Origin of the sequence: Candidatus Deianiraea vastatrix (assembly GCF_007993655.1) — a bacterium.
GTDB classification, from domain to species: Bacteria; Pseudomonadota; Alphaproteobacteria; order Rickettsiales; family Deianiraeaceae; genus Deianiraea; species Deianiraea vastatrix.
The window spans coordinates 472,574-499,101 of the sequence record NZ_CP029077.1; the positions used below are offsets into that span (position 1 = coordinate 472,574).

Annotated in this window: 28 protein-coding genes; 13 read left to right on the forward strand and 15 right to left on the reverse strand. The window is 31.9% G+C overall.

The window, feature by feature from the left end:
* Positions 1 to 39: 39 nt before the first annotated feature.
* Genes deia_RS02190 through fabZ form a run of 4 tightly spaced genes read right to left on the reverse strand, consistent with a single transcriptional unit; the run spans position 40 to position 3,087 of the window.
* Positions 40 to 1,440 carry a complex I subunit 4 family protein gene (locus tag deia_RS02190; RefSeq protein ID WP_146820534.1) on the reverse strand — a complete coding sequence of 467 codons (1,401 nt, stop codon included), beginning with the start codon at positions 1,438 to 1,440 and terminating at the stop codon, positions 40 to 42.
* Positions 1,441 to 1,491: 51 nt separating this feature from the next.
* Positions 1,492 to 1,857 carry a cation:proton antiporter subunit C gene (locus deia_RS02195; RefSeq protein WP_146820535.1) on the reverse strand — a complete coding sequence of 122 codons (366 nt, stop codon included), beginning with the start codon at positions 1,855 to 1,857 and terminating at the stop codon, positions 1,492 to 1,494.
* A gap of 1 nt (position 1,858) precedes the next feature.
* Positions 1,859 to 2,644, reverse strand: coding sequence for an acyl-ACP--UDP-N-acetylglucosamine O-acyltransferase (gene lpxA / locus deia_RS02200; protein WP_146820536.1), 786 nt, complete (start codon positions 2,642 to 2,644; stop codon positions 1,859 to 1,861).
* 2 nt (positions 2,645 to 2,646) lie between these two features.
* Entirely contained in the window at positions 2,647 to 3,087 is a 441-nt protein-coding gene (gene fabZ, locus deia_RS02205; RefSeq protein ID WP_146821492.1) for a 3-hydroxyacyl-ACP dehydratase FabZ, read from the reverse strand.
* 110 nt (positions 3,088 to 3,197) lie between these two features.
* Here fabZ and trhO point away from each other — a divergent pair, with 110 nt between their 5' ends.
* From trhO to deia_RS02225, 4 genes are all read left to right on the forward strand, one after another.
* Positions 3,198 to 3,938 carry an oxygen-dependent tRNA uridine(34) hydroxylase TrhO gene (gene trhO / locus deia_RS02210; RefSeq protein ID WP_161982811.1) on the forward strand — a complete coding sequence of 247 codons (741 nt, stop codon included), beginning with the start codon at positions 3,198 to 3,200 and terminating at the stop codon, positions 3,936 to 3,938.
* A gap of 27 nt (positions 3,939 to 3,965) precedes the next feature.
* The gene (locus deia_RS02215) at positions 3,966 to 4,358 is read left to right on the forward strand and encodes a hypothetical protein (RefSeq protein WP_146820538.1); all 393 of its coding nucleotides are present in this window, start codon (positions 3,966 to 3,968) and stop codon (positions 4,356 to 4,358) included.
* A 153-nt stretch (positions 4,359 to 4,511) separates the two neighbouring features.
* Entirely contained in the window at positions 4,512 to 5,714 is a 1,203-nt protein-coding gene (hemA, locus tag deia_RS02220; RefSeq protein WP_146820539.1) for a 5-aminolevulinate synthase, read from the forward strand.
* Between the two features lie 168 nt (positions 5,715 to 5,882).
* The gene (locus deia_RS02225; RefSeq protein WP_146820540.1) at positions 5,883 to 6,830 is read left to right on the forward strand and encodes a permease; all 948 of its coding nucleotides are present in this window, start codon (positions 5,883 to 5,885) and stop codon (positions 6,828 to 6,830) included.
* Between the two features lie 71 nt (positions 6,831 to 6,901).
* Here the strand turns inward: deia_RS02225 and ilvC are convergent, their stop codons facing one another.
* Both ilvC and tsaE read right to left on the reverse strand, forming a co-directional pair.
* Positions 6,902 to 7,924: a ketol-acid reductoisomerase gene (gene ilvC, locus deia_RS02230; protein WP_246117024.1), complete on the reverse strand. Its 1,023-nt coding sequence runs from the start codon at positions 7,922 to 7,924 to the stop codon at positions 6,902 to 6,904.
* A 63-nt stretch (positions 7,925 to 7,987) separates the two neighbouring features.
* Complete coding sequence (tsaE, locus tag deia_RS02235; protein ID WP_146820541.1) at positions 7,988 to 8,422, reverse strand: tRNA (adenosine(37)-N6)-threonylcarbamoyltransferase complex ATPase subunit type 1 TsaE; 435 nt, start codon at positions 8,420 to 8,422, stop codon at positions 7,988 to 7,990.
* A 6-nt stretch (positions 8,423 to 8,428) separates the two neighbouring features.
* Here tsaE and deia_RS02240 point away from each other — a divergent pair, with 6 nt between their 5' ends.
* Positions 8,429 to 9,211 (forward strand): RlmE family RNA methyltransferase, encoded by a 783-nt coding sequence (locus deia_RS02240; protein ID WP_146820542.1) that lies wholly within the window; start codon positions 8,429 to 8,431, stop codon positions 9,209 to 9,211.
* A gap of 64 nt (positions 9,212 to 9,275) precedes the next feature.
* Here deia_RS02240 and deia_RS02245 read toward each other — a convergent pair whose 3' ends face one another.
* From deia_RS02245 to deia_RS02255, 3 genes are all read right to left on the reverse strand, one after another.
* Entirely contained in the window at positions 9,276 to 10,367 is a 1,092-nt protein-coding gene (locus tag deia_RS02245) for a hypothetical protein (protein ID WP_146820543.1), read from the reverse strand.
* Positions 10,368 to 10,440: 73 nt separating this feature from the next.
* A complete protein-coding gene (locus deia_RS02250) occupies positions 10,441 to 11,607 on the reverse strand; it encodes an MFS transporter (RefSeq protein WP_146820544.1) in 1,167 nt (388 codons plus the stop codon).
* Positions 11,608 to 11,717: 110 nt separating this feature from the next.
* Complete coding sequence (locus deia_RS02255; RefSeq protein WP_146820417.1) at positions 11,718 to 14,153, reverse strand: hypothetical protein; 2,436 nt, start codon at positions 14,151 to 14,153, stop codon at positions 11,718 to 11,720.
* Positions 14,154 to 14,272: 119 nt separating this feature from the next.
* On the opposite strand from deia_RS02255, the gene deia_RS02260 reads away from it, so the two are divergent.
* Entirely contained in the window at positions 14,273 to 14,878 is a 606-nt protein-coding gene (locus deia_RS02260; protein WP_146820545.1) for an MlaC/ttg2D family ABC transporter substrate-binding protein, read from the forward strand.
* Between the two features lie 108 nt (positions 14,879 to 14,986).
* On the opposite strand, the gene iscU is transcribed toward deia_RS02260, so the two are convergent.
* The 3 genes from iscU to deia_RS02275 are packed head-to-tail and all read right to left on the reverse strand — an operon-like array spanning position 14,987 to position 17,458.
* Entirely contained in the window at positions 14,987 to 15,373 is a 387-nt protein-coding gene (gene iscU, locus deia_RS02265) for a Fe-S cluster assembly scaffold IscU (RefSeq protein ID WP_146820546.1), read from the reverse strand.
* A 60-nt stretch (positions 15,374 to 15,433) separates the two neighbouring features.
* On the reverse strand, positions 15,434 to 16,756 hold the full coding sequence (locus tag deia_RS02270) for an outer membrane protein assembly factor BamB family protein (RefSeq protein WP_146820547.1): 1,323 nt from the start codon (positions 16,754 to 16,756) through the stop codon (positions 15,434 to 15,436).
* A 3-nt stretch (positions 16,757 to 16,759) separates the two neighbouring features.
* Positions 16,760 to 17,458 carry a hypothetical protein gene (locus deia_RS02275; RefSeq protein WP_146820548.1) on the reverse strand — a complete coding sequence of 233 codons (699 nt, stop codon included), beginning with the start codon at positions 17,456 to 17,458 and terminating at the stop codon, positions 16,760 to 16,762.
* A 133-nt stretch (positions 17,459 to 17,591) separates the two neighbouring features.
* On the opposite strand from deia_RS02275, the gene deia_RS02280 reads away from it, so the two are divergent.
* Positions 17,592 to 18,428, forward strand: a complete 837-nt coding sequence (locus deia_RS02280; protein WP_146820549.1) for a hypothetical protein — start codon at positions 17,592 to 17,594, stop codon at positions 18,426 to 18,428.
* Positions 18,428 to 19,129, forward strand: a complete 702-nt coding sequence (gene pyrH, locus deia_RS02285; RefSeq protein WP_146820550.1) for a UMP kinase — start codon at positions 18,428 to 18,430, stop codon at positions 19,127 to 19,129. The genes deia_RS02280 and pyrH overlap by 1 nt, the downstream gene beginning before the upstream one ends.
* Positions 19,130 to 19,136: 7 nt before the next feature.
* Here the strand turns inward: pyrH and deia_RS02290 are convergent, their stop codons facing one another.
* Entirely contained in the window at positions 19,137 to 19,784 is a 648-nt protein-coding gene (locus deia_RS02290) for a CarD family transcriptional regulator (RefSeq protein ID WP_146820551.1), read from the reverse strand.
* 141 nt (positions 19,785 to 19,925) lie between these two features.
* Between deia_RS02290 and deia_RS02295 the strand changes: the two genes are divergently transcribed.
* Complete coding sequence (locus tag deia_RS02295; RefSeq protein WP_161982813.1) at positions 19,926 to 20,927, forward strand: methionine adenosyltransferase domain-containing protein; 1,002 nt, start codon at positions 19,926 to 19,928, stop codon at positions 20,925 to 20,927.
* Between the two features lie 51 nt (positions 20,928 to 20,978).
* Here deia_RS02295 and ppsR read toward each other — a convergent pair whose 3' ends face one another.
* A complete protein-coding gene (ppsR, locus tag deia_RS02300; RefSeq protein ID WP_146820553.1) occupies positions 20,979 to 21,791 on the reverse strand; it encodes a pyruvate, phosphate dikinase/phosphoenolpyruvate synthase regulator in 813 nt (270 codons plus the stop codon).
* Positions 21,792 to 21,857: 66 nt separating this feature from the next.
* Here ppsR and deia_RS02305 point away from each other — a divergent pair, with 66 nt between their 5' ends.
* Complete coding sequence (locus deia_RS02305; protein ID WP_146820554.1) at positions 21,858 to 22,169, forward strand: hypothetical protein; 312 nt, start codon at positions 21,858 to 21,860, stop codon at positions 22,167 to 22,169.
* An 11-nt stretch (positions 22,170 to 22,180) separates the two neighbouring features.
* Here the strand turns inward: deia_RS02305 and deia_RS02310 are convergent, their stop codons facing one another.
* Positions 22,181 to 22,939, reverse strand: a complete 759-nt coding sequence (locus deia_RS02310) for an alpha/beta hydrolase (protein ID WP_146820555.1) — start codon at positions 22,937 to 22,939, stop codon at positions 22,181 to 22,183.
* A 47-nt stretch (positions 22,940 to 22,986) separates the two neighbouring features.
* Here deia_RS02310 and deia_RS02315 point away from each other — a divergent pair, with 47 nt between their 5' ends.
* The 3 genes from deia_RS02315 to eno all read left to right on the forward strand — a co-directional run bounded on the left by deia_RS02315 (position 22,987) and on the right by eno (position 26,522).
* A complete protein-coding gene (locus tag deia_RS02315; protein WP_146820556.1) occupies positions 22,987 to 23,697 on the forward strand; it encodes an SDR family oxidoreductase in 711 nt (236 codons plus the stop codon).
* Positions 23,698 to 23,799: 102 nt separating this feature from the next.
* Positions 23,800 to 25,149, forward strand: coding sequence for a magnesium transporter (mgtE, locus tag deia_RS02320; RefSeq protein WP_161982815.1), 1,350 nt, complete (start codon positions 23,800 to 23,802; stop codon positions 25,147 to 25,149).
* 83 nt (positions 25,150 to 25,232) lie between these two features.
* On the forward strand, positions 25,233 to 26,522 hold the full coding sequence (eno, locus tag deia_RS02325; protein ID WP_146820558.1) for a phosphopyruvate hydratase: 1,290 nt from the start codon (positions 25,233 to 25,235) through the stop codon (positions 26,520 to 26,522).
* Positions 26,523 to 26,528: the final 6 nt, after the last annotated feature.

The following is a 26,528-nucleotide window of genomic DNA, read 5'->3' on the forward strand; positions in this document are numbered from 1 at the left end:
GAGTATTTTGAGTTCTAACTTCAAATTGCGTTAAGCGATCTATGCAAAAAGCCCAAGTATAATTTTTGGATAAATGCCAAGAATTATGGTAAGTGCAGAAAGTAGATAGAGATTGATTTTTTCATTACTTGAAAGCTCAAGATTTGTAAAATTCGCCTTGTCTCCAAATAGCAATTTTCTGCAAAGGTGAAGCATGTATGTTGCCCCAAGTATAGCCCCCGATGCCAAAAGAATTGTGTAAATTCCTGAGATTTTTGAAAGGGATGTGATGGTCATAATTTCGCCGATAAAGCCTATTGTTCCAGGCAGTCCAACGCTTGCCATTGAAAGAAGGATGAAAACTTTTGCGTAAAATGGGCAAATGGTGTATAAATCGCCATATGCGTTTATGTCACGAGTGTGGCTTCGTGAATAGACGATTCCTATCATGTAAAATAGTCCCGCAGACACTATTCCATGGCTTATCATTTGAAAAATTGCTCCGTTTATTCCATTTTCGTTTAGAGAAAATATTCCGCATACAACATAAGACATGTGTGCTATTGATGAATATGCTATCATTTTTTTTACGTCTGTTTGACCCATGGCAACGAAAGAGCCGTAAATTAGGGAAATAAGTCCGATTATTATTGCGTAATTTTGAATAATGTGTATTTGTGGTGTGAAAATTGGCAAAAGATACTGTATTATTCCAAATCCGCCGAGTTTAATTAATATCCCCGCAAGAAGCATAGATCCGCCAGTTGGCGCTTGAACGTGAGCAAGAGGAAGCCAAGTGTGGAAAGGAAATGTTGGAATTTTAACGAAAAACCCAATACACATCATACAAAGCAGGGTGATTTTTACATTTTCCGGTATTACCGCAAATGCCCCTGAATTTGCGATTTGCAAAGGAAGGCTTGATCCAGTTTTTGCATAAAGGTAAATTATTGCAGCCAAGATAAATGAAGATCCAAATATTGTGTATATCAAAAATTGCTTTGCTGCAATGATTTTTTTCTTCCCACCCCAAAGTAAAATCATGAAAAATACAGGGATTATTGAAAATTCAAAAAAGACGAAAAAAGAAAGAATATCTTTTGACAAAAAACACAGGCGTAAAGCGATATTTGTTGCAATTAGAAGGTTTATATAAAGACTTGTTTTTTCCTTGATGCTTGTTTTTATGTCAATTGCAACAAAAATCGAGACTAGGGTTGTTAAAAGAAGGAAAATATTCCCAAGTTTTGTTTCTTGAATTTGCAGTATTGGAATATTTTTTAATTGCAAAATAATTGAAAATTTATCAAGAGTCAAAAAAGAGCAGATTGTTAAAAGAAATATTGAAACTGATGTTGCGATAAATATATTTCTCATTACAGAATCTTTAAGTGTTTTTACAAAGGTATTGAAAAATATATTTAGTATATAAATTGATATTATAGCTATGTTTAAAAACATGTAATAAAAAGTTATTACTTACGTTAAAATGTTTTTTTTAATATGCAAGTTTTAGTTTTTTGCATCATTGTGGTCGATTTCATCAATTTGAGATTGATAAATTGTTTCATAAAGTTTTGATATTTTTATAATCAACGCAAGAGCAATAGATGTAATTGAAAGCCCGACGACTATTGCAGTTAACATTAAAACTTGCGGAATTGGATTTATATAATTTTCAGGCAAAAGTCCATCTTTTATAATAGGCGGATTTAAAGTATGTTTATAACAAATTGAAATGTAGAAAAGCAAAATTCCGGCTTGCGTAATGTTAAGTGACATGACTTTTTTGATTAAATTGTCAGAAACAACAATACCAATTAGCCCAACGACTATTATCATTGTGTATATCAAATATGCTGGAATAAAGCTAAACATTTTATAAATTAAACGGACAAATACCTATTTTATTATCATTTAGTTTTTCAATAAATTTAATTATTACATCAATATTTTTATCGTCTGGAAAGTCGTTTTTTAGCTTTATTACGGCGTTTTTGAATATGTGATTTTTACTGCCAATAATGTTAAATCCAGCCAAAATATTGCGAATTTCTTGATTTGTGAAACTTCCCCTTTTAAGACCTATTATATTGACCCCTATTATTTCATCGATTTTCACAAGTGCAAAAGGCAAAACATGTCCACGAATAGCCGACATCCCGCCTATCATTGCGTTTTTTCCGATGTGGCAAAATTGATGAATTCCAGACAGACCGCCAATTATTACATTGTCTTCAATTATGCAATGCCCTGCAATCATCGCACCATTTGCAAGGATTATATTGTTTCCAATTTTACAATCATGCGCAACATGAGTTTGAGACATTATAAGATTATTTGAGCCTATTTTTGTTGTATTATCTTCAAAATTACTGCCAGAATTTATAGTTGAGCTTTCTCGTATTATGTTGTTATCTCCGATTTCGACAAAGGTAATTTCGTTTTTATATTTTTTATCTTGTGGTGCAAAACCGATGGAACTAAAGGGGTAAATTGTATTATTTTTGCCGATTTTTGTATTTCCCGATATACAAACATGCGATTTTAATGTGGTATTTTCGCCAATTTCTATATTTCCATCAAGCACGCAATAAGGTCCGATATTTACTCCTTCTGCAAGCTTGACATCTTTTCCAATAATTGCAGTTTGATGTATAAACATATTTATTTATCAGAAGATTTTGGTGGAACCATGGCTGTTATTTCAGCCTCACATGCAAGAACATCGTCAACAAAGCTTTCGGCGGCAAATTTATATACACTGCCTCGAACCTTTAAAAATTTCACCTTGTGAACAAGGGTGTCTCCAGGGCGAACGATTTTACGAAATTTCGCAGAGTCAATCGACATAAAATAAACCGAGTGATCAACCAAATCAAAGCTTTTTATGGCAAGTAATGCTGCCGCCTGGGCAATTGATTCAACTATCAAAACCCCAGGCATAACTGGGTCATTTGGAAAATGTCCTTGAAAAAACTCTTCATTTATAGTGACATTTTTTATAGCAGTAATACTTTCTTTTGGCGTTATGGCCGTTACTTTGTCAACAAGTAAAAATGGGTATCTATGAGGTAGCATCGAGATTATTTCTTTTATGTCAATCATGTTTTGCACAAAATCTAAAAGGAGAGTAAAATAAAAACTTTATTTTGCAAGTTTTTTCTTGATTTTTATTTTATTTGTTTTAAATGCTAGGAAAATATAGTTTCGTGTTTATGAGATACGCTCACATTTACAAAATTACAGCGATGTATAATATATTCAAGCTATCGGAATCTGACATCGAGCCTTTGCAAAAAGCAATTCGCAAGGTTATGGAGGAAAACGGCATTAAGGGAACAATGCTACTTGGCGTAAACGAGGGAATTAACGGAACAATAGCAGGTCTTCCAGAATCTATCGATAAATTTTACGAATTTATTCGCTCAAATCCTTTAATTAGCAATACAGAATGGAAAGAATCTTGGTACGACAGAAACCCATTTGAAAAAATCAAGGTTAAAATCAAAAAAGAAACGGTTACAATGCGTTGCGATGCAAATTTTGACTTCACTGGTAAGAAAGGACCTTATGTAAAACCTGAAGATTGGGACGAATTTATCTCTCGTGATGATGTGGTTATTTTAGACACTCGTAACGATTATGAGTTTCACATCGGACACTTCGTTGGATCTGTTAATCCTGAAATTGATGCTTTCCGAGATCTTCCAAAATGGCTTGAAGACAACAAACATTTATACGAAGGTAAAAAACTTGCAACATTTTGCACAGGTGGCATGAGATGCGAAAAGCTGACAGCTTGGATGGTTCAAGATTTTTACGAAGAAACCTATCATTTAGAGGGTGGAATTTTAAATTATTTTGAAAAAACTAGGAATAAAAACAAAAAATGGAAAGGCTATTGCTTTGTTTTTGATAACAGAATTGCAGTTGACGAAAATCTTGAGGCGATTTAGTTTTAACGAGAATTTTTAATAAATTTTGTGGACAATAATGGCTATGATGACGAAGAGGTTGAGATTGATCAATTTCAACAGAGGCAGGAGTTTTCAGATATTTCTTCTATTCTAAATTTAGATCAGGCAGATGAAATTGTGTATCAAAATAACCGTAATGGCAGCATAGAATCTGCATTTAAATTGTATTACAATAGATATTTAGGTGGCGATACGGAGTATACAAAGGAGATGTATACAAGGTTTTTTACAGATGAAAACAATTCACATGTTGTTTTAAAAGTGCTTCGGCAAGATGTTTTTTATAAAACACGAAATGAACTAAAAGATCAACTTTATAAAACAAAAACAGAAACGAAAAATAATGGCACACATTTACAACATCTTAAAAAATTTGAAGGTGTAAAAAACATGCGTTAAAAATCTCTTGAATTTTATTTATTTCTTCGGATATTCTTTACGATGTAACAAGAATATCATTTGAAGTAGATTTAGTGTTTTTATTTATCTTATAATTTTTTTCTTGCATAATAATTATTTGTAAATATCTATGTTGTAACTTTCTTAGCAAATATGAGCTGTTATCTGGATTTTTTTTGCAAAAATATTGAAGACATAAAGAAACAGGGAAGATACAGAGATTTTCGCGTTGTTGAAAAGCAACAAAGCGCCTATCCAATTGCAAAAAATGCCAAAAATGGAAAAGATTTAACTATATGGTGCAGTAATGACTACCTTGGAATGAGCGTAAATGCCGATGTAATCGATGCTTTTGTCAAAACCGCTCAAGAAAGCGGCGTTGGAAGCGGCGGAACTCGAAATATATCAGGCACAAGCGGGGAAATTGCGACTCTGGAGGCAAAAATTGCCAAATTTCACGGCAAGGAATCGGGGCTTGTTTTTACATCGGGCTATGTCTCAAATCTTGCGTCTTTATCGGCAATTGTTGCGATAATCCCAGATATTGTAATCTTTTCCGATGAAAAAAATCATGCGTCAATAATCTCCGGAATAAGGCACAACAAGGCAAAACGCCACATTTTTGCGCACAATGATGTAAAAAATCTGGAAGATTTAATATCCGAGTATCCAAAAGAAACCCCAAAATTAATAGTATTTGAGGGCGTTTATTCAATGGATGGCTCAACGCCAAATATTGTCAAAATAGTCGAAATTGCAAAAAAATACAACGCAATGACATACATTGACGAAGTTCACGCAGTAGGGCTTTATGGAAAAACTGGAGGCGGAATCGCACAATTTTACGGCATAGAAGACGAAATTGACATAATCGAAGGAACATTTGCAAAGGCATTCGGTGTTATCGGCGGATACATAACCGCAAAAGCGGAAATATGCGATGCAATAAGGCTAAATGGCTCAAGTTTTATCTTCACAACATCACTTCCACCTGCAATTTGCGCCGCAATTTCAAAATCAATTGACATAGCTTCCTCAAGTCTTGGCGACGAGCTTCGAAAAAAGCATTTTACAATCGTGGATTTCATTAAATCAAACCTTGTGTCCATGGGCATTGAATTTTTGCAAAATGAAAGCATAAATACACACATTATACCAGTAATCATAGGCGATGCGAAAAAAGCTGAGCAAATATCGCACATTTTGCAAGATGAATACGGAATTTACGTGCAAAATATTAACTATCCAACCGTTCCAAAAGGAAGCGAACGCCTTCGCATAACCGCCTCTCCACTGCATACAATTGAGATGGCACGGGGGCTTTGTGATGCGTTGGGCAAGGCTATTAAATTCTAATTTAATAAAAATATTGTTGAAATTTCTCTTCGTGATCAAGAGTACTGCCTTTTGAAAAAATTTCATGATGAAAATGTGATTTGTCAGTAATTATTTGGGAGTTAATTTAAAAACAGCTTGACTTTTATATTAGTAATTTATAATATCTTGTGATTATTTACTTTGCTTATGTTTTTAAAAATAGCCGATTTTGTATTAGAAAATCTTCAAATCCAGCAAGGGACGAAGCTTTATGATGCGCTTCATTTTTTTATATACGATTTCATTAAAATCTTAACAGTTTTGTTTTTGATGATGATTGTTGTCTCATATTTTCGTCATCAAATTGATTTTGAAAAAATGGCTAAATATCTTGAGAAAAAGTCAAAATTTATGGCTTATTTTTTAGCAAGCTTTCTTGGCGCCGTCACGCCTTTTTGCTCTTGCTCTTCAATTTCGATATTCATTGGCTTTATGCAGGCAAAAATTCCATTTGGAATTGCAATGTCTTTTTTAATTACATCCCCACTTATTAACGAGGTTGCAGTTGCACTTTTGCTGCCAGTTTTTGGCTTTAAAATCACACTTATTTACATTCTAACTGGTTTTGGAGTTGGTATATTGGGCGGCATTTTAATGCAAAGATTTTACAATAAAGACCACATTGCGCAAGATATACTTGAAAGACGAGATCTTGGAGATACTCGCAAGCTGAAAAATAGCAAGGAAAATCACTTTCAATATGCTTTAAATTATGCGATTTCAACAATTGAATCTATATGGATTTATGTTGCAATAGGGGTTGGCGTTGGTGCATTTTTGCATGGATATATTCCAAGAGAGTTTTTTATTAATCACTTTAGTGCAAATAATATTTTTACAGTTCCAATCGCTGTTTTATCAGGCATACCGCTTTACATGAATGCAACAGGTGTTATTCCATTTGCACAGGTTTTATTTGAAAAAGGCGTTCCAATTGGAACGGTTTTGGTCGTCATGATGAGCATAGTTGGCGTATCTCTTCCAGAGCTTATGATGTTAAAAAGGGTGTTTAAAATGAAAATGATAGTAAAATTTACTTTATTTTTGCTTTTTTCCTTTATTATTCTTGGGTATTTATATAACATTATTTTTTAGTCATTTTTAATGCAAAATCGATAAACGGAAGACAAACCAGTAGATAAGCCTTCCGTTATGCAAAATGTTTCTTAATTTTCTTCCTTATTTACGAATTTATTTTTGGCAATCCAAGGCATCATAGCGCGAAGTTTTTTACCAACTTTTTCAATTTCAGTATCGTCAAGAAGTTTTCTTTCGGTTTTAAGACGAGGTGCTCCTGCTTTGCATTCTGACATCCAGTTTGAAACAAAAGTTCCATTTTGTATGTCTTTTAAAACTTGTTTCATGTTCTTTTTAACTTCGTCAGTTGCAACTTTATCTTGAGTTATATATGAGCCATATTCTGCAGTATTTGAAATAGAGTAGTGCATATTTGCTATTCCATCTTGATACATTAAGTCAACGATTAGCTTTAATTCGTGTAAGCATTCAAAATATGCCATTTCTGCTGGATAGCCCGCCTCAACAAGAGTTTCAAAGCCAGCTTTTACAAGACCAACAGCTCCACCGCATAAAACTGCTTGCTCGCCAAATAAATCTGTTTCACATTCATCTTTAAAGTTTGTTTCAATTATCCCAGCTTTTCCGCCGCCAATTCCAGATGCATATGCAAGGGCTATTTGCTTTGCCTTGCCAGTTACATCTTGATGAACTGCGATTAAAGTTGGAACTCCGCCGCCAATTTTGTATTCAGAGCGAACTGTATGCCCTGGGCCTTTTGGCGCTATCATCACAACATCAACATCTTTTTTCGCTTCAATTAGGCTAAAATGAATATTTAAACCATGCGCAAAAGCAAGGGTTTTTCCAGATGTTAAATTTGGTTCAATGTCTTTTTTGTATACATCGGCTTGAAGTTCATCAGGAAGTAAAATCATTATTAAATCGGCTTTTTTTGTTGCATCTGCCGTATTTAAGACTTCAAATCCTGCGTTTTTTGCTTTTTGACCGCTTGGTGAATTTTCACGAGAGCCAATTATAACATTTACACCGCTATCACGAAGATTTTGTGCATGCGCGTGACCTTGAGATCCATATCCAATAATTGCCACAGTTTTTGATTTAATTAGAGCAAAATCACAGTCTTTATCGTAATAAACATTAATTGACATAAGGGAAAATAATAATTTAGATGGAAAGTAAATGTTGTTTTTTTATTGTCAAGAATTAATCTTTTATAATTTTTCGACTGTAACGATTCGTTCATTAAATTCATTGCATGTAATGTCAATTTCTATATAGCTTTTTGCGATTTTTTTAATGTGATTTTCGATAATTTGTGGCCATTCGATTAGCATAGTATTGCCGATTTCATCAAAAAGCCCAATTTCGTAGATTTCATCGATGTTTTTAATGCGATATAGGTCGTAATGTAAGATTTTATCACCATTTTTTGAAAAATACTCGTTGCAGATTGAAAAAGTTGGGCTGTCTATTGCGTCTTGCGAGATTTCACACAGTTTTGAGATTAAGCATTTTGCAAAAAAAGTTTTACCTGCGCCAAGATCTCCTTTGAGAAAAATAACTGAATTTTGGCATATTTCGGAAATTTTTTCACTAATGCTTGACATTTCATCTTTTGTTGTTATAGTGAACTTAATTTTGCTCATATCAAAATGATAGAAAAATATAAAAAAGACGCACAAACTCGGGCAAAAAGAACTATATCTGGGGTTAATTTGAAAGTCAAGAGTGAAAAAAAGAAAAAAGAAAATATCAGCAACATTCGTGCAATTCGATCCAAAAAAACTGTTAATATTGAAAATAAAAAGTTAAAAGATTCATCAAAACAGTGGTTGCTTCGTCATATTAATGATAGATTTGTTGCGGCGGCAAAAAAAGACGGCTATATCTCAAGGGCTGCGTATAAAATTATCGAAATAGCAGAGAAATTCAAGGTTTTTGATAAACAAAATACAATAAATATCGTAGATCTTGGGGCTGCGCCAGGAAGTTGGTCTGAAGTTATTATTCGTCACTTTGGTGATAAAATAAATCTCGTAATGGTTGATTTACTTGAATTAAAAACCAAAATTGAAGGTGAAAATGTTCATTTTATTCAAGGTGACTTTACAGATATAAAAATTCAAGATGAAATAATATCTTATTTTAATGAAAAAAAGATTGATTTAATTTTAAGCGATATAGCGGCAAATATCTCTGGTATTTCATCAATGGATAGCTTAATTATGGAAAATATATTAGATAATATAATATCTTTTACAAAATTGCATCTTAAAAGCAAAGGAAATCTTGTATTTAAAGGCTTTCATGACTGCGTTTCAAGTGATTTAATGAAAAACTTACGTTCGCTTTTTAAAACGGTTAAAATTTTTAAGCCTGAAGCCTCTCGTCAGTCATCATCTGAAATTTATGTTGTTTGCATAAACTTAAAATAACACAATTTATGTGCCAGACTTGATATAAATCTGACACATATTAAATGTAAATAACATTATAAAATTAGAGATCTGCGTATATTATATTCTTTTCTCTTTCTTCTAACTCTTTTTTTGTAAATCCTTGCTTTTTTAACACTTCATGCTTCCCTCTATCGTCATCATTTGTAAGACTTATTGCACTTTGTACTGCTTCCGCAATTATTGGATTAATTTCTATTATTTCTCTGCATTGTGGCGGTATTTTCTTTCCTTCGCTCCACCCATTCTCAAATAATGATCCTGCCAAAAACGCCTCTTTTTCTATTGGATGTTGATGTTCTGGATATTTTTTCTCAAGATTATCAATAAGTCTGCTTTGCAACCTATGATCTAAAGTGTTAAAACAGTCATTTATAATTTTTTCATCCGAAAATTGCGATCTTTCCCCATGCAATATATTTTCTTCACATCCATATTCTTTCCATGATTGTTGAAAATGTTTAAGTTCGTGAATCAAGACAGCGTATAGCCTATCATAATAATTTAATTCTTTTATATTGTCTGGGTAAATGTGTAATGTTTTGTTATCAACGGAACAAACTATATTCCTTACTACATTCCGTCTAATTCCAAAACGAACACCATCCCAACATTCATCTTGTGTAATTTCTATTACATACTCACCAGAGCAGGCTTTCATTATATTTTCTATTCCAAAGTCAAATGTGCAGCCATTGCTCTTATCATCAATTGATGTAACGCAATGGGAAAATTGTTCCGCCAATTGAGGGTCTTGTTGTGCAATCATGTCTACGGCATGTTGAAATCTATGATCATCACGAACACCTTCTGCTTTAACGCCGCAACCTACTGTGGCAAATATAACCATCATAAATATAACTGCATCTTTGAGTGATTTTATCTGCAAATTTGGCATATTTGAAGAAGTGCTTGCAATGTTAAATAAATTTGCAACTGCTAATATTGTTTCAGCTTGCTCTTTATCGCATGGAATATCTTTTAATAAATTAAGCCGTTTAGAAATTTCATCTTTTTTTTGTTTATCTATTTTTTTTAAAAATGCCTCGTTCCCTTCACCAATCTTAGATGTATTTCTTTGATTAGTGGCGTAATTTGAACTTCCTGACTGTCTTAAAGTGTGTTTGTTTTTCATAATAATAAAAAAATAATTTTACTATTATACAATAAATTGCATCAAATGTCAATTTAATAGTTGTATATTGATATTACACATTTTTCAAGTGCAAAAATTTCCTTCTATACATTAAAATGCCACTTGGAATAATTATAAGCAACATAAAGCACATTACAAACGCGGTTGAGGTAAAATTACTTGTATAAAAATAACTTGCAATTTGAGTTGCAATTGACCCTGTGACAAATCTTACAACTATTCCAATAGTGCCGATTTTTGCTTTTGCATCAGGCATTTTGTCAAGTGAATGCAGGTAAAATTCGTTTGCTGGAATGATAAATCCTGATATCGTAAAGCAAAAAACCGCAGTAATTATAACGGGGCTTGCAAAATGTGGGAAAAGCGCTAAAAATAATAGCATCAGACCTCCAAAACACAAGATAGATAGGCTTATTTTAATAATATTTTGTATCTTAATGAATTTCGTCAAGTGCCCAAGGAATATATTTCCAAGACCCCAAGTCATAGCTCCGAAACCTGCGTAAAATCCAAGTTTTTCCTGACTTACTCCCATTTCATTTACAAATACAAGCGGAATCATCGTAATATATGGTAAATATATGGTGCAATTATTAAAAATCGTCGGAAGCATCGCATCTTTTGACTTTAAAATCGGTAAATATCCACCAATATTATCGGTATTTTCAGACTTTATATCATCATATTTTAAAATAAAATGCGTTATAAACACAGCAATTACGCTTAAAAATAGCATTAATTTAAAGCTTCCATTTGCTCCAAATAAAATCGTTGCAAAGCTTCCAATACTTGGTGCAAAGCCAACTGCAAAGGCAAAAGCTGCATTAAAATAGCCTATAATCTTTAACCTCTGAGCTCCATCTTTGACAGATTCAATAAACATAGGATAGCAAACAACAACAGGGCCAGACATTCCAAGCCCTTGAATTATTCGCCCTAAAATTAAAATTGGATAACTATTTGCAATGACAGTGACTAAACTGCCAATTGATAAAATTATAAAACCATATAGCATAGTCTTCTTTTTTCCGTATTTATCACCAATAATTCCGGCAAAAATTGCACCAATGCAATGGGCCAAAACATTTGCGCCAAAAAGCCACTCAACTTCAAACTCACTCAAATTAAAATAGGACTTAATTATTGGAAACGCTGGAACGCAAATTTCTATTTCCGCCTCGGCAATAAATAGCAAAACAAGATATATTAAAAGTTTCATATATGATTTTCTATTAAAGAATTTTTGGTATCTTTTTAATACATTATCTAAAAGAGATTTTTTTAAAGTCAAGAACTCTTGCCACCAACTCAAAACACCAAAACCCCCATCTAAAACAAATTAACCATCAGCATAACCTTGGACGTTTTCATGTTGATGCTGTTGTCAAAACTCAGGCCTTTGTACACGTCAACTGCCACAGATGAGCCATTTAATGCGGCAAAATCGTATATGTAGGACGGGCTGTCTTTGTAGTTGTAGCTGTAATTTGCGTATTCTACGCCGATTGAGAAGTAGTTTCCAAGGTTTAGCATTGCTCCCATGCCATATTTTACGCCAACGAGATTGCGGGATGAGAGTTCCATGTAGTTATTTTGGGCTGTTAGGGAGTACTGGGTTTGTTGTTTTGCGAGGTAGGAGAGGATGTCGTAGGAGACAACAACATTTGCATTGCTTGATGTAAAAACTTGAAATGATTCTACATCGGCAGTTTTTACATCTATTTTATTTTTCAATTCTGTTTCTGCGTTGTAACCCAGTGCAAAAGATAATGTTTTTTCACTGTTGAAAATACTTGATGTAATAAAATTATATGATATTCTATCAGAATCAGCAATTTCCGATGATTTATCAGACAAACCCTGAAGAAGTATACTTCCACCAAGAACTCCTTTATAGCTATCATTTGAACCAGGACCTGTAAAATTTGTTGTCATAAAAGACACTGGAGCAATTAAATATTTCCCACTATCATTTGTAATTGGTTTGTAACTCGACATATCAAGGTAATAAAGAGCATGTGCTGTTAATTGAGTTCCTGGAGTATATCCGCCACCAATCAGATAAAAAATAGGGTGCGATAAATCATCATTGGTACTATTTTTATCACCATTTAATGTAATTGATGTGAAATAACCATCTATGTTATCATATAACTCAAGATTGTAGCCATTAAATATATTTCTAACAAGTGTCATAATATCTGTCAATTTACTGCCATATATATAATCATCAGATAAATTTAATTTTGTCATTAAATTGTGCTTTTCGCCACTATCATCTGTGTATTCAAGTTTAAATCTCAAATTTGAAAAATTACCTGAAATAATACTCATGTCAGCGCTACCACCATAATGCGTAAAGAATGTTTCTATATTCTTAATTAAAGTCTCACTAATAAGCGAGGATGGATTTTTTTCATACTCCATTCTTAAATCTATATAATTGTTTAAAACTTCATTTAACGTCTTTGCAACATTCTCACCAACATTTGTATTGATTAGGTTAATATCTGTTTTATTTGCATCAGTTGCATTAGTCGCATAATTTTGCCCAGACATGCTTAAAAATGATCCATTAGTATTGAAATTTATTACTGACCCATTGTTTATAAAATATGGAGAGAAGTCTTGTGCAGCTTTTACATTGACATTGTAAATGCTTGATGCCGGTATTTCTAGACCTAATCTTTTAAAATTACTTATACCATATATGTTATAGTATTCATTTAATAAAATTCCACTTGATGAAATTTCATTTGTATTGTAATAGTTATTCATTATTTTATTGTCTGTAAATTTTCCACTAATGTATCCTTGAAAAACATTGTTTAAAAAATCTTTTTCCTGGCTTGATACAACGCCATCTTGATTAAAATCTGCATCTATTTGTGGATTTTTAAATACTACTTTTGTTTTTGAGAGCGTGCTATCTTTAACATAAGATGGATAGACAACTGATAAAGAAAGTTGTTTTTTATCATACCCACTTGCCCCAAAAGTCTGCATCCTAGATATTGCAGGCCCAGCAAAGCCGTAAATTGAAATCCTGTCAAATAAAGTAATACCAAGATGAGCACCAGCAGAAAGATGTGGCCCACTATATGTAAACTTTGTTATAGTTGATGCTCCACCTACATCTTTGGAATATCTATCAACATTAGAAGTTGCTGAATCGTAGTCTATATATGCACCATAATCAAGGGAAGTTGGTCCAAAAAAATACAGGTGATCAATATACTTAAGCCCAATACTCGTTCCACTTGCAGATCCTGCATTATTACTTACTCCAGTTGGTGCATAACTTGTATCATTTGTTCTAATTTTAAGTTCATCTGAAGGTGTTAAGTTAAATTCAGATGATTTAACATTATATTTAGCAAAGGATAGTAATACATTGGCAGTTGTTGGATCTTTAACATACAATTTTCCATGGCCAAATACACCATATCTTGGATTTGGACGATATTTTTTAGGTAAATAAGCGGAAGATTTGCTTTTCAACTGTTGAAAATCAGAATACGGATCGGAATCAATATAACTTAATTCATCTTGAGAATTTACAAAACGATTTTCAGTTGCAGACTTTGCTGGTTTTGATTGATTTTTGTCACTTCCATCATCATAAACAAACCCCCCATCCGCCTGATCGGCCGCTAACTGTGTACCATTTTCAGCATTCTGGGCTAGATCGTCAGATCTTGCTTTATTGCAAAATATCGCAAATAGCAATAGGCAAAATGTTAAATATTTGCAAATAAATAGCACAAAAATTTGTTTAAAAATAACAAGCTGTTAGAAAGCTAAATGTTCAAAAAATAAAAAGCAATAAAATACTTGAATTTAATATATTTGATGTTACATTAAGAAGAGTTTTTTAGATAAATATGAAAAAAATATTATTTTCCTTTTTATTATTAATTTTCTTCGCTCAAGGTAACGTCTTAGCAAGTGAAAGTAATCCAAGAGATTATGTTGTAAAGATTGCTAACGATATATTTGCAGTAGTATCAAATAAAAAAATATCAATAGAAAACCAAAGAAAGATGCTTGTTGAAAATTTTATTGATGAAATAGATTTTAACTGGAACGCAAGAGCTGCATCTGGAATATATTGGAGGCAAATGAACGAAGAACAAAGAGGTGATTTTGTAAAATATTATAAAAATTTTTTAATAAAAATTTGGATGCCTAAATTTAGCGGCTACAAAGATGAGAAATATTCTGTTTTGGAAAAGTACGAGACTATGGATAACGGAGATTTTATTGTTAATGTTGAAATTGTCAAACATGATGGTATTAAAATAAATTTATCTTTTAGGGTAAGGAAATTTGATGATAAATTTAAAATATTAAATGTTATAGCAGAAGGCGTAGACATGGCAAGAACGTACAATATTCAATTTACAGAATATGCCGATAAGCATGGCTTAGAGGCGCTGCTTGATTATGTTAAAACTGGAAAATCTAAAGATTTATCAAAGTCCAAATAATAAAAATCTTATATCAAAATTAGCGTCCTTATAAAATATTGACCAAGTTGGTGTGTAGTTTAATTGTCTAATTGTTGAGGTTTATATAACGGCTACAAAAATAATTTCCTAATTATTGCTGTTTTTTTGTTTATAATCTTCAATTGCTGCTTTTATTGCATCTTCTGCAAGAACTGAGCAGTGTATTTTAACTGGTGGTAGTTCCAATTCCTGTGCAATATTTGTATTTTGTATATTAAGAGCTTCATCTAATGTTTTTCCTTTTAACATCTCAGTTGCAAGTGAACTTGATGCAATTGCAGAGCCGCAACCGTATGTTTTAAATTTAGCGTCTTCTATTATTCCCTCATTGTTAACTTTAATTTGTAATTTCATTACATCGCCACAAGATGGTGCACCAACCATTGCAGTTCCAACATTTTTATCTTCTTTTTCCAAAGATCCAACATTTCTAGGGTTTTCATAATGATCGATAACTTTATTACTGTATGCCATAAAAATAGAAAATATACAATAGAGTTATAATGATTTTTTAAATTACAAGAAGTTTTTACTTTATCTCAATGCATACAATATACCATTGCATGAAGAATATAGGTATATTGAGTCATTTGTAACAACTGGAGCATGCATTATGCATTTTGGAATTTTAATATCCCGTTTTACATCTCCTGTTTCGATGTCTACAAAAATAGCTTTACCAAATGGAGATATTAGCATTATTTCATCATTTATTAAAACTGGACCCCTCCAATTAATTTTATTTTTTCTATACCCAACCCCATTTGATAAATATTTCGGTATAATTTGTGTATTTATGTTATCTAATTTTTTTGTCCATTTTATAGCTGGGGCATAAGGTATACTCATTGCAATTAAATCATTGGTATTTGATACAAAATACATGAAGTTTTTTGATCCGCCAATTGGAGAATTAACGCCAATATCAAGCAATGTTGATGTTCTGTTATTTTCAAGAACAATATTAAATGGACCATATAAAGGGCCACCAAATAATACACCACCTACATTAATATGTGAAAATAGTGCGTAGTTTGATAAAGATTCGCTTGTCTCGGCGGTGCCTTGCATTACAAAATCTTCATAGCCACTGTTTTTATTTAATGCCGTAACATTACCATTTTTATCAAACATTATAATTGAATTACCGTTAACAACTGGCCTTGGGTAAACAATTGTCGATTTTTTCATATCAAAAAAATCATTAGATTGCTTTTTTGTAGACCAAATTATATCACCAGTTTCTAGGTTAATTTTATATAATTCAAGAGATTTTGATATACCGTATCCAAAAATACCATCTATAGTAAAACCAGAGTGAAATCCAAATTTATCATTTTGAACACTCCATATGATTTTATTATTATCACTTGTATCAATTGAAACAAGAAGACCATTGCTGTCTGATAATATTAATTTATCCCCGTATAGTGTTAAGTTTGCAAATAAAATATCTTTTTTGCTTTTTGAGCGAAAAATCTTTATTTTTTTATTATTTTCAATTTTCCACACATTTCCTTTTAAATCTGCTAAAAATAGCATATCTTTATAAGATATAATTCCATTTTCAGAATTAAAGTAAGAAAATTTAGGCAAAATATCAATTATCTTAGCAATGTTTAATTTATATTTTCCTTCATATGAAAAATGATGCATCGAAGATTCAAGTTTTGTATTATAAAATCTTGAAAATGCGTCACTGTTTTGATTTGCAAGATTTGCAATTCTTGACTCTGTTACATAATTTTTCTCATCACCTGAGTTAAAAATATTATTTCGGTCTTTTTTTAATGGAAGCTTTTTAGAGCACGATGTAAATAATATAAAAGCAATTATTATATAAATTTTTTTTATCATTTTTTAATAATAAGATCCAATATATGTTGCTTCTTCAACTCTATCTTTCATATATCGAGACTCTATGTTTGCGTATTCATACATATTTCTCATCATTTTATAATATTCTTCGTAATTTTTTCTACCAAGTTCAATTTCGGCAATCAATTCCTTTGCAATTGGAGATAAAAAACTTTGACTATTTGCTATTTTTTTAACCTTTTCTATTTTTGGATTTTCAACTTTATGCAAAAGCTCAATAGTAAGTATATCGATATCTATAATTTGATTTATATGTTTTAAATTTGAGCGATTTTGAATAAATTTTAAAATATCTATCGCATCTTTATACCTTGTTTCAGATAGATATAATTCATTTACAACTTTAAAACCGTTATTTACCCTTAAAATACTATCAAAATTAGTTAAAAAGTTTGATTTTATATCCTGTAAACTCATTGCTTTGCTATCGGTAATTTCATTTTGAATGTAATAATATTTTACAATCTGGTCTTGTATTTTGGAGTTTTTATGCATATTGTAAATTATTCCTGCAACAAAAAACATTACAACAAAAATTAAAAATATCACTATATTTTTACGATTTATTTTTTCACTAAATGATATATTTAAAATTATTTTAAAAAAATTTTGAAAAGAATTTCTCACAAAAAGCCCAAGCTTTCTTCCTAAATTTTCAGATATACTAGTGCCAAATATCATAATACTGTATTCAATACCTCATGTTTAAACAGATAATTCTAAATGTCAAGAATTAATGCTTTATATAAAAAATATTTTTTTATAAAAAAAACTGGAATTTTATATTTTTCACTTCTCGATATTATATTGAGAAATGGAAAATTTTATAACAATGGCTCTATTGATTAAGATATTTTTATGTTTTTATTTTATTGCAGTATTTACACTTGACGCAAAAGCTAAACTTGGAGGATTATACCTTGGATTTGGGCTTGGATCTAGTAATACAGCAATGGAATTGAAAGGTGGTTATGTTGGTGATGTTCCTATAACCATAATTACAACTGATGGCTCTACCACAGGTCCTCAAACTGGATCAAAATATACATACTATAGAAACGTTATTGGTATATCAAATTCTCAAGCTTTTTACTATGATCTTAATTTTAGCTATCTAATTAATGTAAAAGTACGGCAATCTTTAATATCTTTTGTTTTTGGTCCAGAGGTAAGTGTATTTCAGGGCAGGGGTAATAAAAATGACACTGGGTATAATAGAGTTGCAACAATATATACAAATCCCAGTCAAATAGAAGTTACAATGAATGAGCAGTTGAATCAGGCAATTAAAGATAAATATTATATTGGTGGTAAAATTGGTATTGGATTTGGCGACAAGGTTATGCTATACGGAACATTTGGTGTGGTAAATTCAAGTTTAACGCAATCCAGTTTGCAATCAATTGATACATCTGGGAAAACCATATTTTATGATTTATATAAGGGTGATGATAATTATAAAAAAATTGGAGCAGGACTTGCCGCAAATGTTTTTGAAGATAGTATGTTGATTGGAGTTGAATACTCTATTACAGATTATGATAGAAAAATTTCAAATTATATAATACCATCAACATCAACACCAATTGAATATGATTTTAAAACGCAAAGAAGGTTAGCTAGAATGTATATTAATTTTTTATTATTATAATGAAGCGTGTTTTGTATAAGATTTCAGGAGAGGTTTTAATGGGCAGCCGTGAATATGGTCAAGATGCAGTTAAAATCTGCTCAATTGCAAAAGACATCAAGGCTGTTTATGACAGCGGAGTTGAAGTTTGCATAACCGTTGGTGGTGGTAATATTTTTCGTGGAATAAAATGTGCGGAAGCTGGAATTGATAGAGTAACTGGTGATTATATAGGAATGCTTGCAACTGTCATGAACGCACTTGCCCTTCAAAGTGCTATTGAAAACCTTGGAATTGACACCCGCGTTATGTCGGGAATTAACATTTCTGCAATGTGTGAGGTTTACATCAGAAGAAAAGCCATGAGACACTTATCAAAAGGGCGTATTATTATCTTTGCTGCGGGAACTGGAAATCCATTTTTTACAACTGACACCGGAGCTGTTCTTCGCGCGATTGAAATGAACTGTGACGGAGTTTTCAAAGGTACAAGTGTAGATGGTGTCTATTCGGCAGATCCAAAGAAAAACCCAGATGCAACAAGATACGACGCAGTTTCCTACGAAGAAGTTATTGGAAAAAATCTTAAAGTAATGGATATATCTGCAGTTTCTATGGCAAGGGATAATAACATGCCAATTTACATTTTTTCCATCAAAGATAAGGAAAGCCCACTATCTAAAATTTTATCTGGAGACTCTATCTACACAAAAATATCCTAACACAAGATTAAAATGCAACTTTTTTAACGTTACTTTTTTCCTCTTCAATTGCAAAATCTTCGTCTAAAGATCTACTGTCTTCAGATGCATCACCTGCATCAAATTCCAAATCAAATGAGTCGTTTTCAGGTAATTTGGCATGCTTGCTTTTTAATACAGATAGAAGCCTTTTTTCAACATCTTCATAGCTTTCATTAAATACAACAGAAAGTTCGCTGCAAACTCTATCAAGGGCAGTTTTGTATTTTGATCTTTCTGTATAAGATTTATTTGGATCGATTGAACAAATAAATCCATCACGAACAACTTCTGCAAGATTCATTAAAACTCCAGAATATATTTTTGCATCATATTCTTGCATTCTTTTGTTCCATATACCGCGCTGATTTCTTGGTGCTTTTACAATAACATCGAAAACTTTATCAGCAATTTCTTTTGATGCTATTTTTCTAAGACCAGAATTTGTAAGATTGCTTTCTGGAATTAAAACATCGGATTTATTTTTTTCAAAGTGGATTTTATAAAAATATTGCAAACCTGCTGACGTTTCAAGCTCAACATAGTCAACAAATTTGCCAACGCCGTGAGCGGGAAGTACAACAAATTCACCTGTGTTAAAGATACATAATTTTTGGATTTTTCCTGTTTTTGCCATATATTTATAATATAATGTAAAATCAATATACTGATTTTTGAAACAATGTCAAGCATTATTTTTTTATTTTTTTATAATTTTGTAAAAATATCTTTACTTTTTTATTTTATAGATCTTTTTATAGTCAAAATTTTGTATTTTATGTCAGTTAAAATTAGCGAATGCGTTTCTCTTGGTCATCCAGATAAAATTGCTGATTACATATCTTGTTATATTTTAGATGAATTTATAAAACAAGACCCTTATACAAAATATGCCCTAGAGGTTCAGGTAAAAGATAATACCATTAATCTTGCTGGAGAAGTGTCGTCTAAATGTGAAGATATTGACTACAAAGCTTTGTGTCAAAAAGCATTAATTGATATTGGATATAACAAAGATTATATAGCAAAATGGGGTGGTGAAAATGTTATAAACTACGAAGAAATTCATGTAAATACTTTTATTTCAAAGCAAAGTCAAACTATAGCACAAGGTTTAAGTGGCTGGGGAGATCAAGGAATTTTCTTTGGAATGGCAGTTAGAAATGAAAGTACAGATTATATGCCATTTGATTACTTTCTTGCAAAGGACATAAATAAAAAACTTTTTGCATCCAATCTTGGAGGGCTTGATATAAAAACTCAAGTTGTTACAAAGGGTAATGATATTACAAAAATCATCGTTGCAATACCTCTTTTAAACAATGACACCAAAAATGTTGAGGAATTTGTAAGACAAAATTATAAAGGTAATTATGAATTAATAGTTAATGGAACAGGAAGTTACATTTCGCATTCAAGTATAGCTGATTGCGGGATAACAGGAAGAAAACTTGTAGTTGATTTTTACGGAAGTGGCTGCAATATAGGTGGTGGATCTCCATGGACAAAAGATGGAACCAAGGCAGATTTAACCCTAAATCTCTACGCAAGAAAAAAGGCATTAGATTATTTAAAATCAAGTAATAAAGACTACATAAAATGTCAAATAGGTTGCTGCATAGGAAGAAAAGAGATCGAGGTAATAATAACAGACAAAAATGACGAAGTATTGGAATTTTATGTTGAAAATAGATTGCCAGAAGAGATTATAAATGAATTTAACCTCCGCACTCCAATTTATTCATTGCTTTGTAAAGATGGTTTATTTTCTAGAATATAGTTTAGAAATATTGTTAAAAAAACTCAAAAATGTATTACAATAATTATCAGATTATTCTTTATGAGTTTGATATATTTTGATTATATAAGCCGCAACTTCCTCTATTGATTTTTTTGTTACATCTATAGTTACACAACCAAGCTTGCCGCAATATCTTCGAAATTCTCTTAACTCATCTATTACACTTTCAGTGTCGTTGTACTGCATACTCATTCCAAATGTTCCGTCTGTTTGCATTCTGCTTTCACGAAGCCAGATTAATCTTTCATGATCTATATTTAACCCTATTATCAGAGGATTTTTTGCAAGTAGTAAATTTTTTGGCATAAGATTTTCAGCAACAAAAGGTATATTTGCAACTTTATAACCTTTATGGGCAAGGTATATACTTGTTGGAGATTTTGATGTTCGTGATACACCAATTAATACAATATCCGCCTCGTCAGATTCTTCTGCAAGCCTTCCATCGTCGTGATTTATTGTAAAACTCATGGCATTCATGCGTGCGAAATAGTCTTGAGATATTGCAGCACTTCTTGAGATTTTTTCACTTTTAATTCCTATATGTGATGACATTTCAGATAGCATATAATCCATAAGAGGTATTATTTTGCAATTTTGAATTTCACTTGAAGCTTTTGATATTACCTCTTCGATTTCATCTGATAAAACAGAAAATAAAATTATACCTGGATTTGCCTTTAATGATAATATGATGTCATCTGCTTGGTCAATACTTCTTATAAATTGATGGAAAAATCTATTAATTTTTACATTTGGAAATTGACTTCCAAGGACGCTTGAGATATTCATTAACATGTCGCATGTAAAGTCTGAAATTAGGTGTATATTAACTTCTTTCATAAATTGAAAAAAAATGCTTGCAAAAAACTATTTCATATTTATTTTAATTGTAAATAATTTTTTTATATGCAAAAAAATAAGCTATTTAGCCTTTTAGCAATTGCCTTTGTTGCCTTGTATTTTGTTTATTGTGCAATTGAGTATGTTAAGCAAAATGATGCTAATTACAATAAAAATAGTGATATGATAAATATACTTTGCTCTTCAAATGAAAAAAAATGTTTTGAAATTGCTAGAAAAATTGCAAAACAGGAAAAAGATATACATATAACATTTTCTGAAGAAGAAGTAGGCTCAAGAGAATACTACCAAATAGGCGAAAATGGACAGATATATTGTATTGGATCAGAAGAGTTTTGTAAAAAGGAAATAATGTAAAAAATTAATTTTTAATCATTATCATAGTCATCTTTTTTCTTCCTTCTTCTACGTTTTTTACGAATTGGCTTTGATATTCTTGTAGCAAGGCGAATATTTATAAATTCGTAAACTATATCATATAATTGATTTAAGTAATTTACAGATGGATTTTTCCAATTTTGAAAGAAGTGATCTGCATCAGGAACAATTCTATAATCTACTTCTACATCGCTATAATCAAGACTTCTAACCATCTTATCAACGTCTTCAAGTTTAGCTATTGAATCTTTTTCAGGTTGCACAAACATTCCAGATACAGGACATGGATCAACAAAGTTAAAATTTCTGTTTGTAGCAGGCGGCGCAACTGATATAAAGCCTTCAATTTCTGGTCTGCGCATTAACATATGCATTGCAATCCATGAGCCAAATGAAAATCCTGCTATCCAATAATGTGAAGTGCTTGGATATTGATCATGCAACCAATCTAGAGCTGCACTTGCATCTGCTATTCCAGATTGCTCTGGATATTTTATAAAATCATTTATGTTTCCTTTTGACTTGCCAACTCCACGAAAATTTATTCGCAGTGTATTAAACCCAGTGTCGGCAAATGCCTTAAATATAGTATATGAAACCTTATTATTCATAGTTCCCCCAGCAAGTGGATCTGGATGCAACACCAATACGGTTGGAGCAGATGGATCTATAATGCCATTTTGCATACCATCTTGGACTTTTCCCTCGATGATACCGGATGGTCCTTGTAAATATACTTCTCTTGACATTTAAAAAATAAACAGACCTATGTAAATTATAGATGTAAATAAATAAAATGCAAGATAAAAAAAAGATATTAATTACTGGCGGAGCAGATAGACTTGGGTCTGATATTGCAAAACATTTTTTAAACCTTGGGCATGATGTTGTGCTGCACTGCAATTCATCTTTTGATAAGGCTAAGGCTTTTGCAAATTTATATAATGAAAGATGTATTGTTATACAGGAAGATTTATCTAAAACTGACAAAATTCAAGGCTTTATCGAAAAAGTGTTTGAAAATGGCTCTATTTCTCTGATTATACATTGTGCATCGAGGATTATTGAAGATAATTTGGAAAATTTTGATATAAATGAGCTTCAAAAATCACTAAATATACATGCTTTTTCCTTTTTACAAATGGCTCAATATATTAAAAAAATTGACGCTAAAACAAATATGATAGCAATTATAGATGCAAATTTGAAATATCGCAGCGAATATCTATCTTATAATTTTGGCAAAAAAATGCTTATAGAAAGTGTTAAATATTCTTCATTTCATTTAAAAAATCAATCAAGAGTAAACGGAATATCGCCAACTTGGATAGAAGACTACAAGCCGCTTGATCACATTGCAAATGGTAAAAATGCCATGGAAAAATTGAAATTAACAACAAGCCTTGCAAGTTTTACGCAAATTATAAATGCTATAGAATTTCTTGAAAATAATACATCAATAACAGGAGAGATTATCAATATTGCAAGTGGAACAAATATTTTGTAATAAATAACTTGACATTTTTTTTTGCCTCATTAGTGTTATATAGATTTCATTGCGTTTATGTCATCTTATTCATCTTTAAAAAACGTTTTTAAACGCAAAGGAATGAATCATATAAAAGAGCATAACTACAACATGCACGATATTTTACATGCAATTCGTGAAAGTGATATTGAAAAATTTCGCCATCTTATAACATCTTTAAACCCATACGATAAAGCAGAAATTTTCAACAGTATATCAAATGACGACTTTATTTTGGTTATAAAAAGCGTATATGATTTAGTTGAGGCTGAGGCTTTGGTTGAGCTTTCAGAGCATAAAAGATTAATGGTTGTTGAGGAAGTTGGAACAGATGGCATTGCAGCGTCTCTTTCTCGTCTTGAAAATGACGATATTGTATATTTTGTTTCAGCCCTTCCTCATGAATACTGCGAAAGTATAGTAAATGCACTGCCAAGATCTGAGCGAAAATTAATCCGCCTTGCTCTTACATACACAAAAGATCAAGTTGGGCGTTTGATGGATGTTGATATACTTAAATTTAAAAAAGACGCTACAATTTTAGATATTAAAGTTCATTTAAATAACATTGGTGACGATCTTTCGGAAGATACTCGCGATGTTTTTATAGTTGGCGATGATGATGTTTTAATTGGAATGGTAAGCCTTTTTTCAATTTTAACAACAGATGAAGAGCAATCAGTAATGTCTGTTTTAAATCACGATTTTAAAACTGTATACGATACAGACGATAAATCTGAGGTTGCATATACATTTCGTAAATATAATCTTACGTCACTTCCGGTTATTGCAAGAGATCAAAGGATTATCGGCTCTATATCATCTGATTCCGCTTTGGAAATTTTGCAAAGCGAAAGCGATGAAGACTTACTTAAACTTGGAGGGGTTGCGGAAAATTACGAGGATATAAACATCTTTAAAAAGGCTTATTCAAGGTTTATATGGCTGTTTTTTAATTTGTGTGCAGCCTTCATTTCTGCAAGCGTGATAGGAAAATTTAGCCATACAATTTCAAAATATTCAATTCTTGCGATATTTTTGCCAGTTGTTGCCTCAATTGGTGGGAATTCTGGTAATCAAACCGTTATTTTGATAATACGCATGATAGCTTTAAAGACAATAAACAAGCTGAATGCAAGATATATAATGACACGAGAAATTATGATTGGTGTTGTAAATTCGCTATTATTTCTTATTGTTGGGCTTGTTTTTGGCTATTTTGTGTCTCACGACTTACATGTTGCACAGGTTTTTGCCGTTGCCCTTGCATGTAATATACTACTTTCTTCAATTCTTGGCTTTGCAATACCAATGACGGTAAGAAGGCTAAACATAGACCCAGCCCCAACTTCGTCCATTTTCCTTACAACAATGACAGATTTCCTTGGATTTTTAATGTTTCTATCAATTGCATCAATATTTTTTAAATAATTATCTTAATAAAGATATTTGTAATATTTTTCTTGCATTTTTAAAAATCAGATATTTATTGTTAGTTAAAATGTCAATTCAATATGTTTATAACATCGATTAAAGCAATAGAAATTTTAGATTCCAGAGGCTTTCCAACTGTTGAAGTTGAAATTGGCGATTCAGATGGAAATACAGCAAGAGCATCTGTGCCATCTGGTGCATCAACTGGCGAAAAAGAGGCTTGCGAGCTTCGTGATGGCGATAAAAATTACTGCCACGGAAAAGGTGTTTTAAAAGCTGTCGAAAATGTAAATACTATAATTGCAGAAGAGCTTTTAGGGCTTGAAACTTCGTCAATTAAAGACATTGATGAATGCCTAATAGAGCTTGATGGAACGGAAAATAAGTCAAAACTTGGTGCTAATGCCGTGCTTGCGACATCTCTTGCGGCAAGCAAATTGTTTGCTCTTCAAAGTGGGCTTGAATTGTTTGAATATATAGGCGGCGCAAACGCAAATTTAATGCCATGCCCTATGATGAATGTGATTAATGGCGGAAAACATGCCGATAATAAGCTTGATATTCAGGAATTTATGATAATGCCAGTTGGTGCGGAAAATATGAAACAGGCTATAATGAACGGTGCAACTGTATTTCACACTTTAAAGAAAATTCTTGTCGATAAAGGACTTTCGACAAATGTTGGTGACGAGGGCGGGTTTGCACCCCAAATTGGGTCCACTGACGAGGCAATTGAATTATTACTGACTGCTATTGAGAAATCTGGATTTAAACCTGGTATTGACTTTCTTTTGGCACTTGACTGCGCGGCAAGTGAATTTTATGACGAAAAAAGCAAAAAATACAATTTGATAGGGGAGGGGGTGCAGCTTACATCTGACGAAATGATCGAAAAATACACTAAATTAATATCAAAATACCCAATTTTTTCAATAGAAGACGCACTTTGTGAACATGATCATGATGGTTTTGTTAAAATGACGCAGGTCTTGGGAAATAAATTGCAGATTGTCGGTGACGATCTATTTTGCACAAATCCTGACATTTTATCAAATGGAATAGAGAAAAAAATGGCGAATGCACTTCTTGTAAAGCCGAATCAAATTGGAACCTTCTCCCAGACTTTAAAGGCGATAAATATTGCAAAAAACACAGGCTATCAAACAATTATTTCTCATCGCTCAGGTGAAACTGAAGATGATTTTATATCACACCTTGCAGTTGGCGTAAATGCTGGTCAAATTAAAACTGGCTCACTTTGCAGAACAGACAGAACCGCAAAATATAACTCTTTAATTCGCATAGAAAGTAACGGATTTTTTGAGTATAACGGCGGAAATATTTTGAAAAAATTTAACAGTTTTAAGTAGATTTTT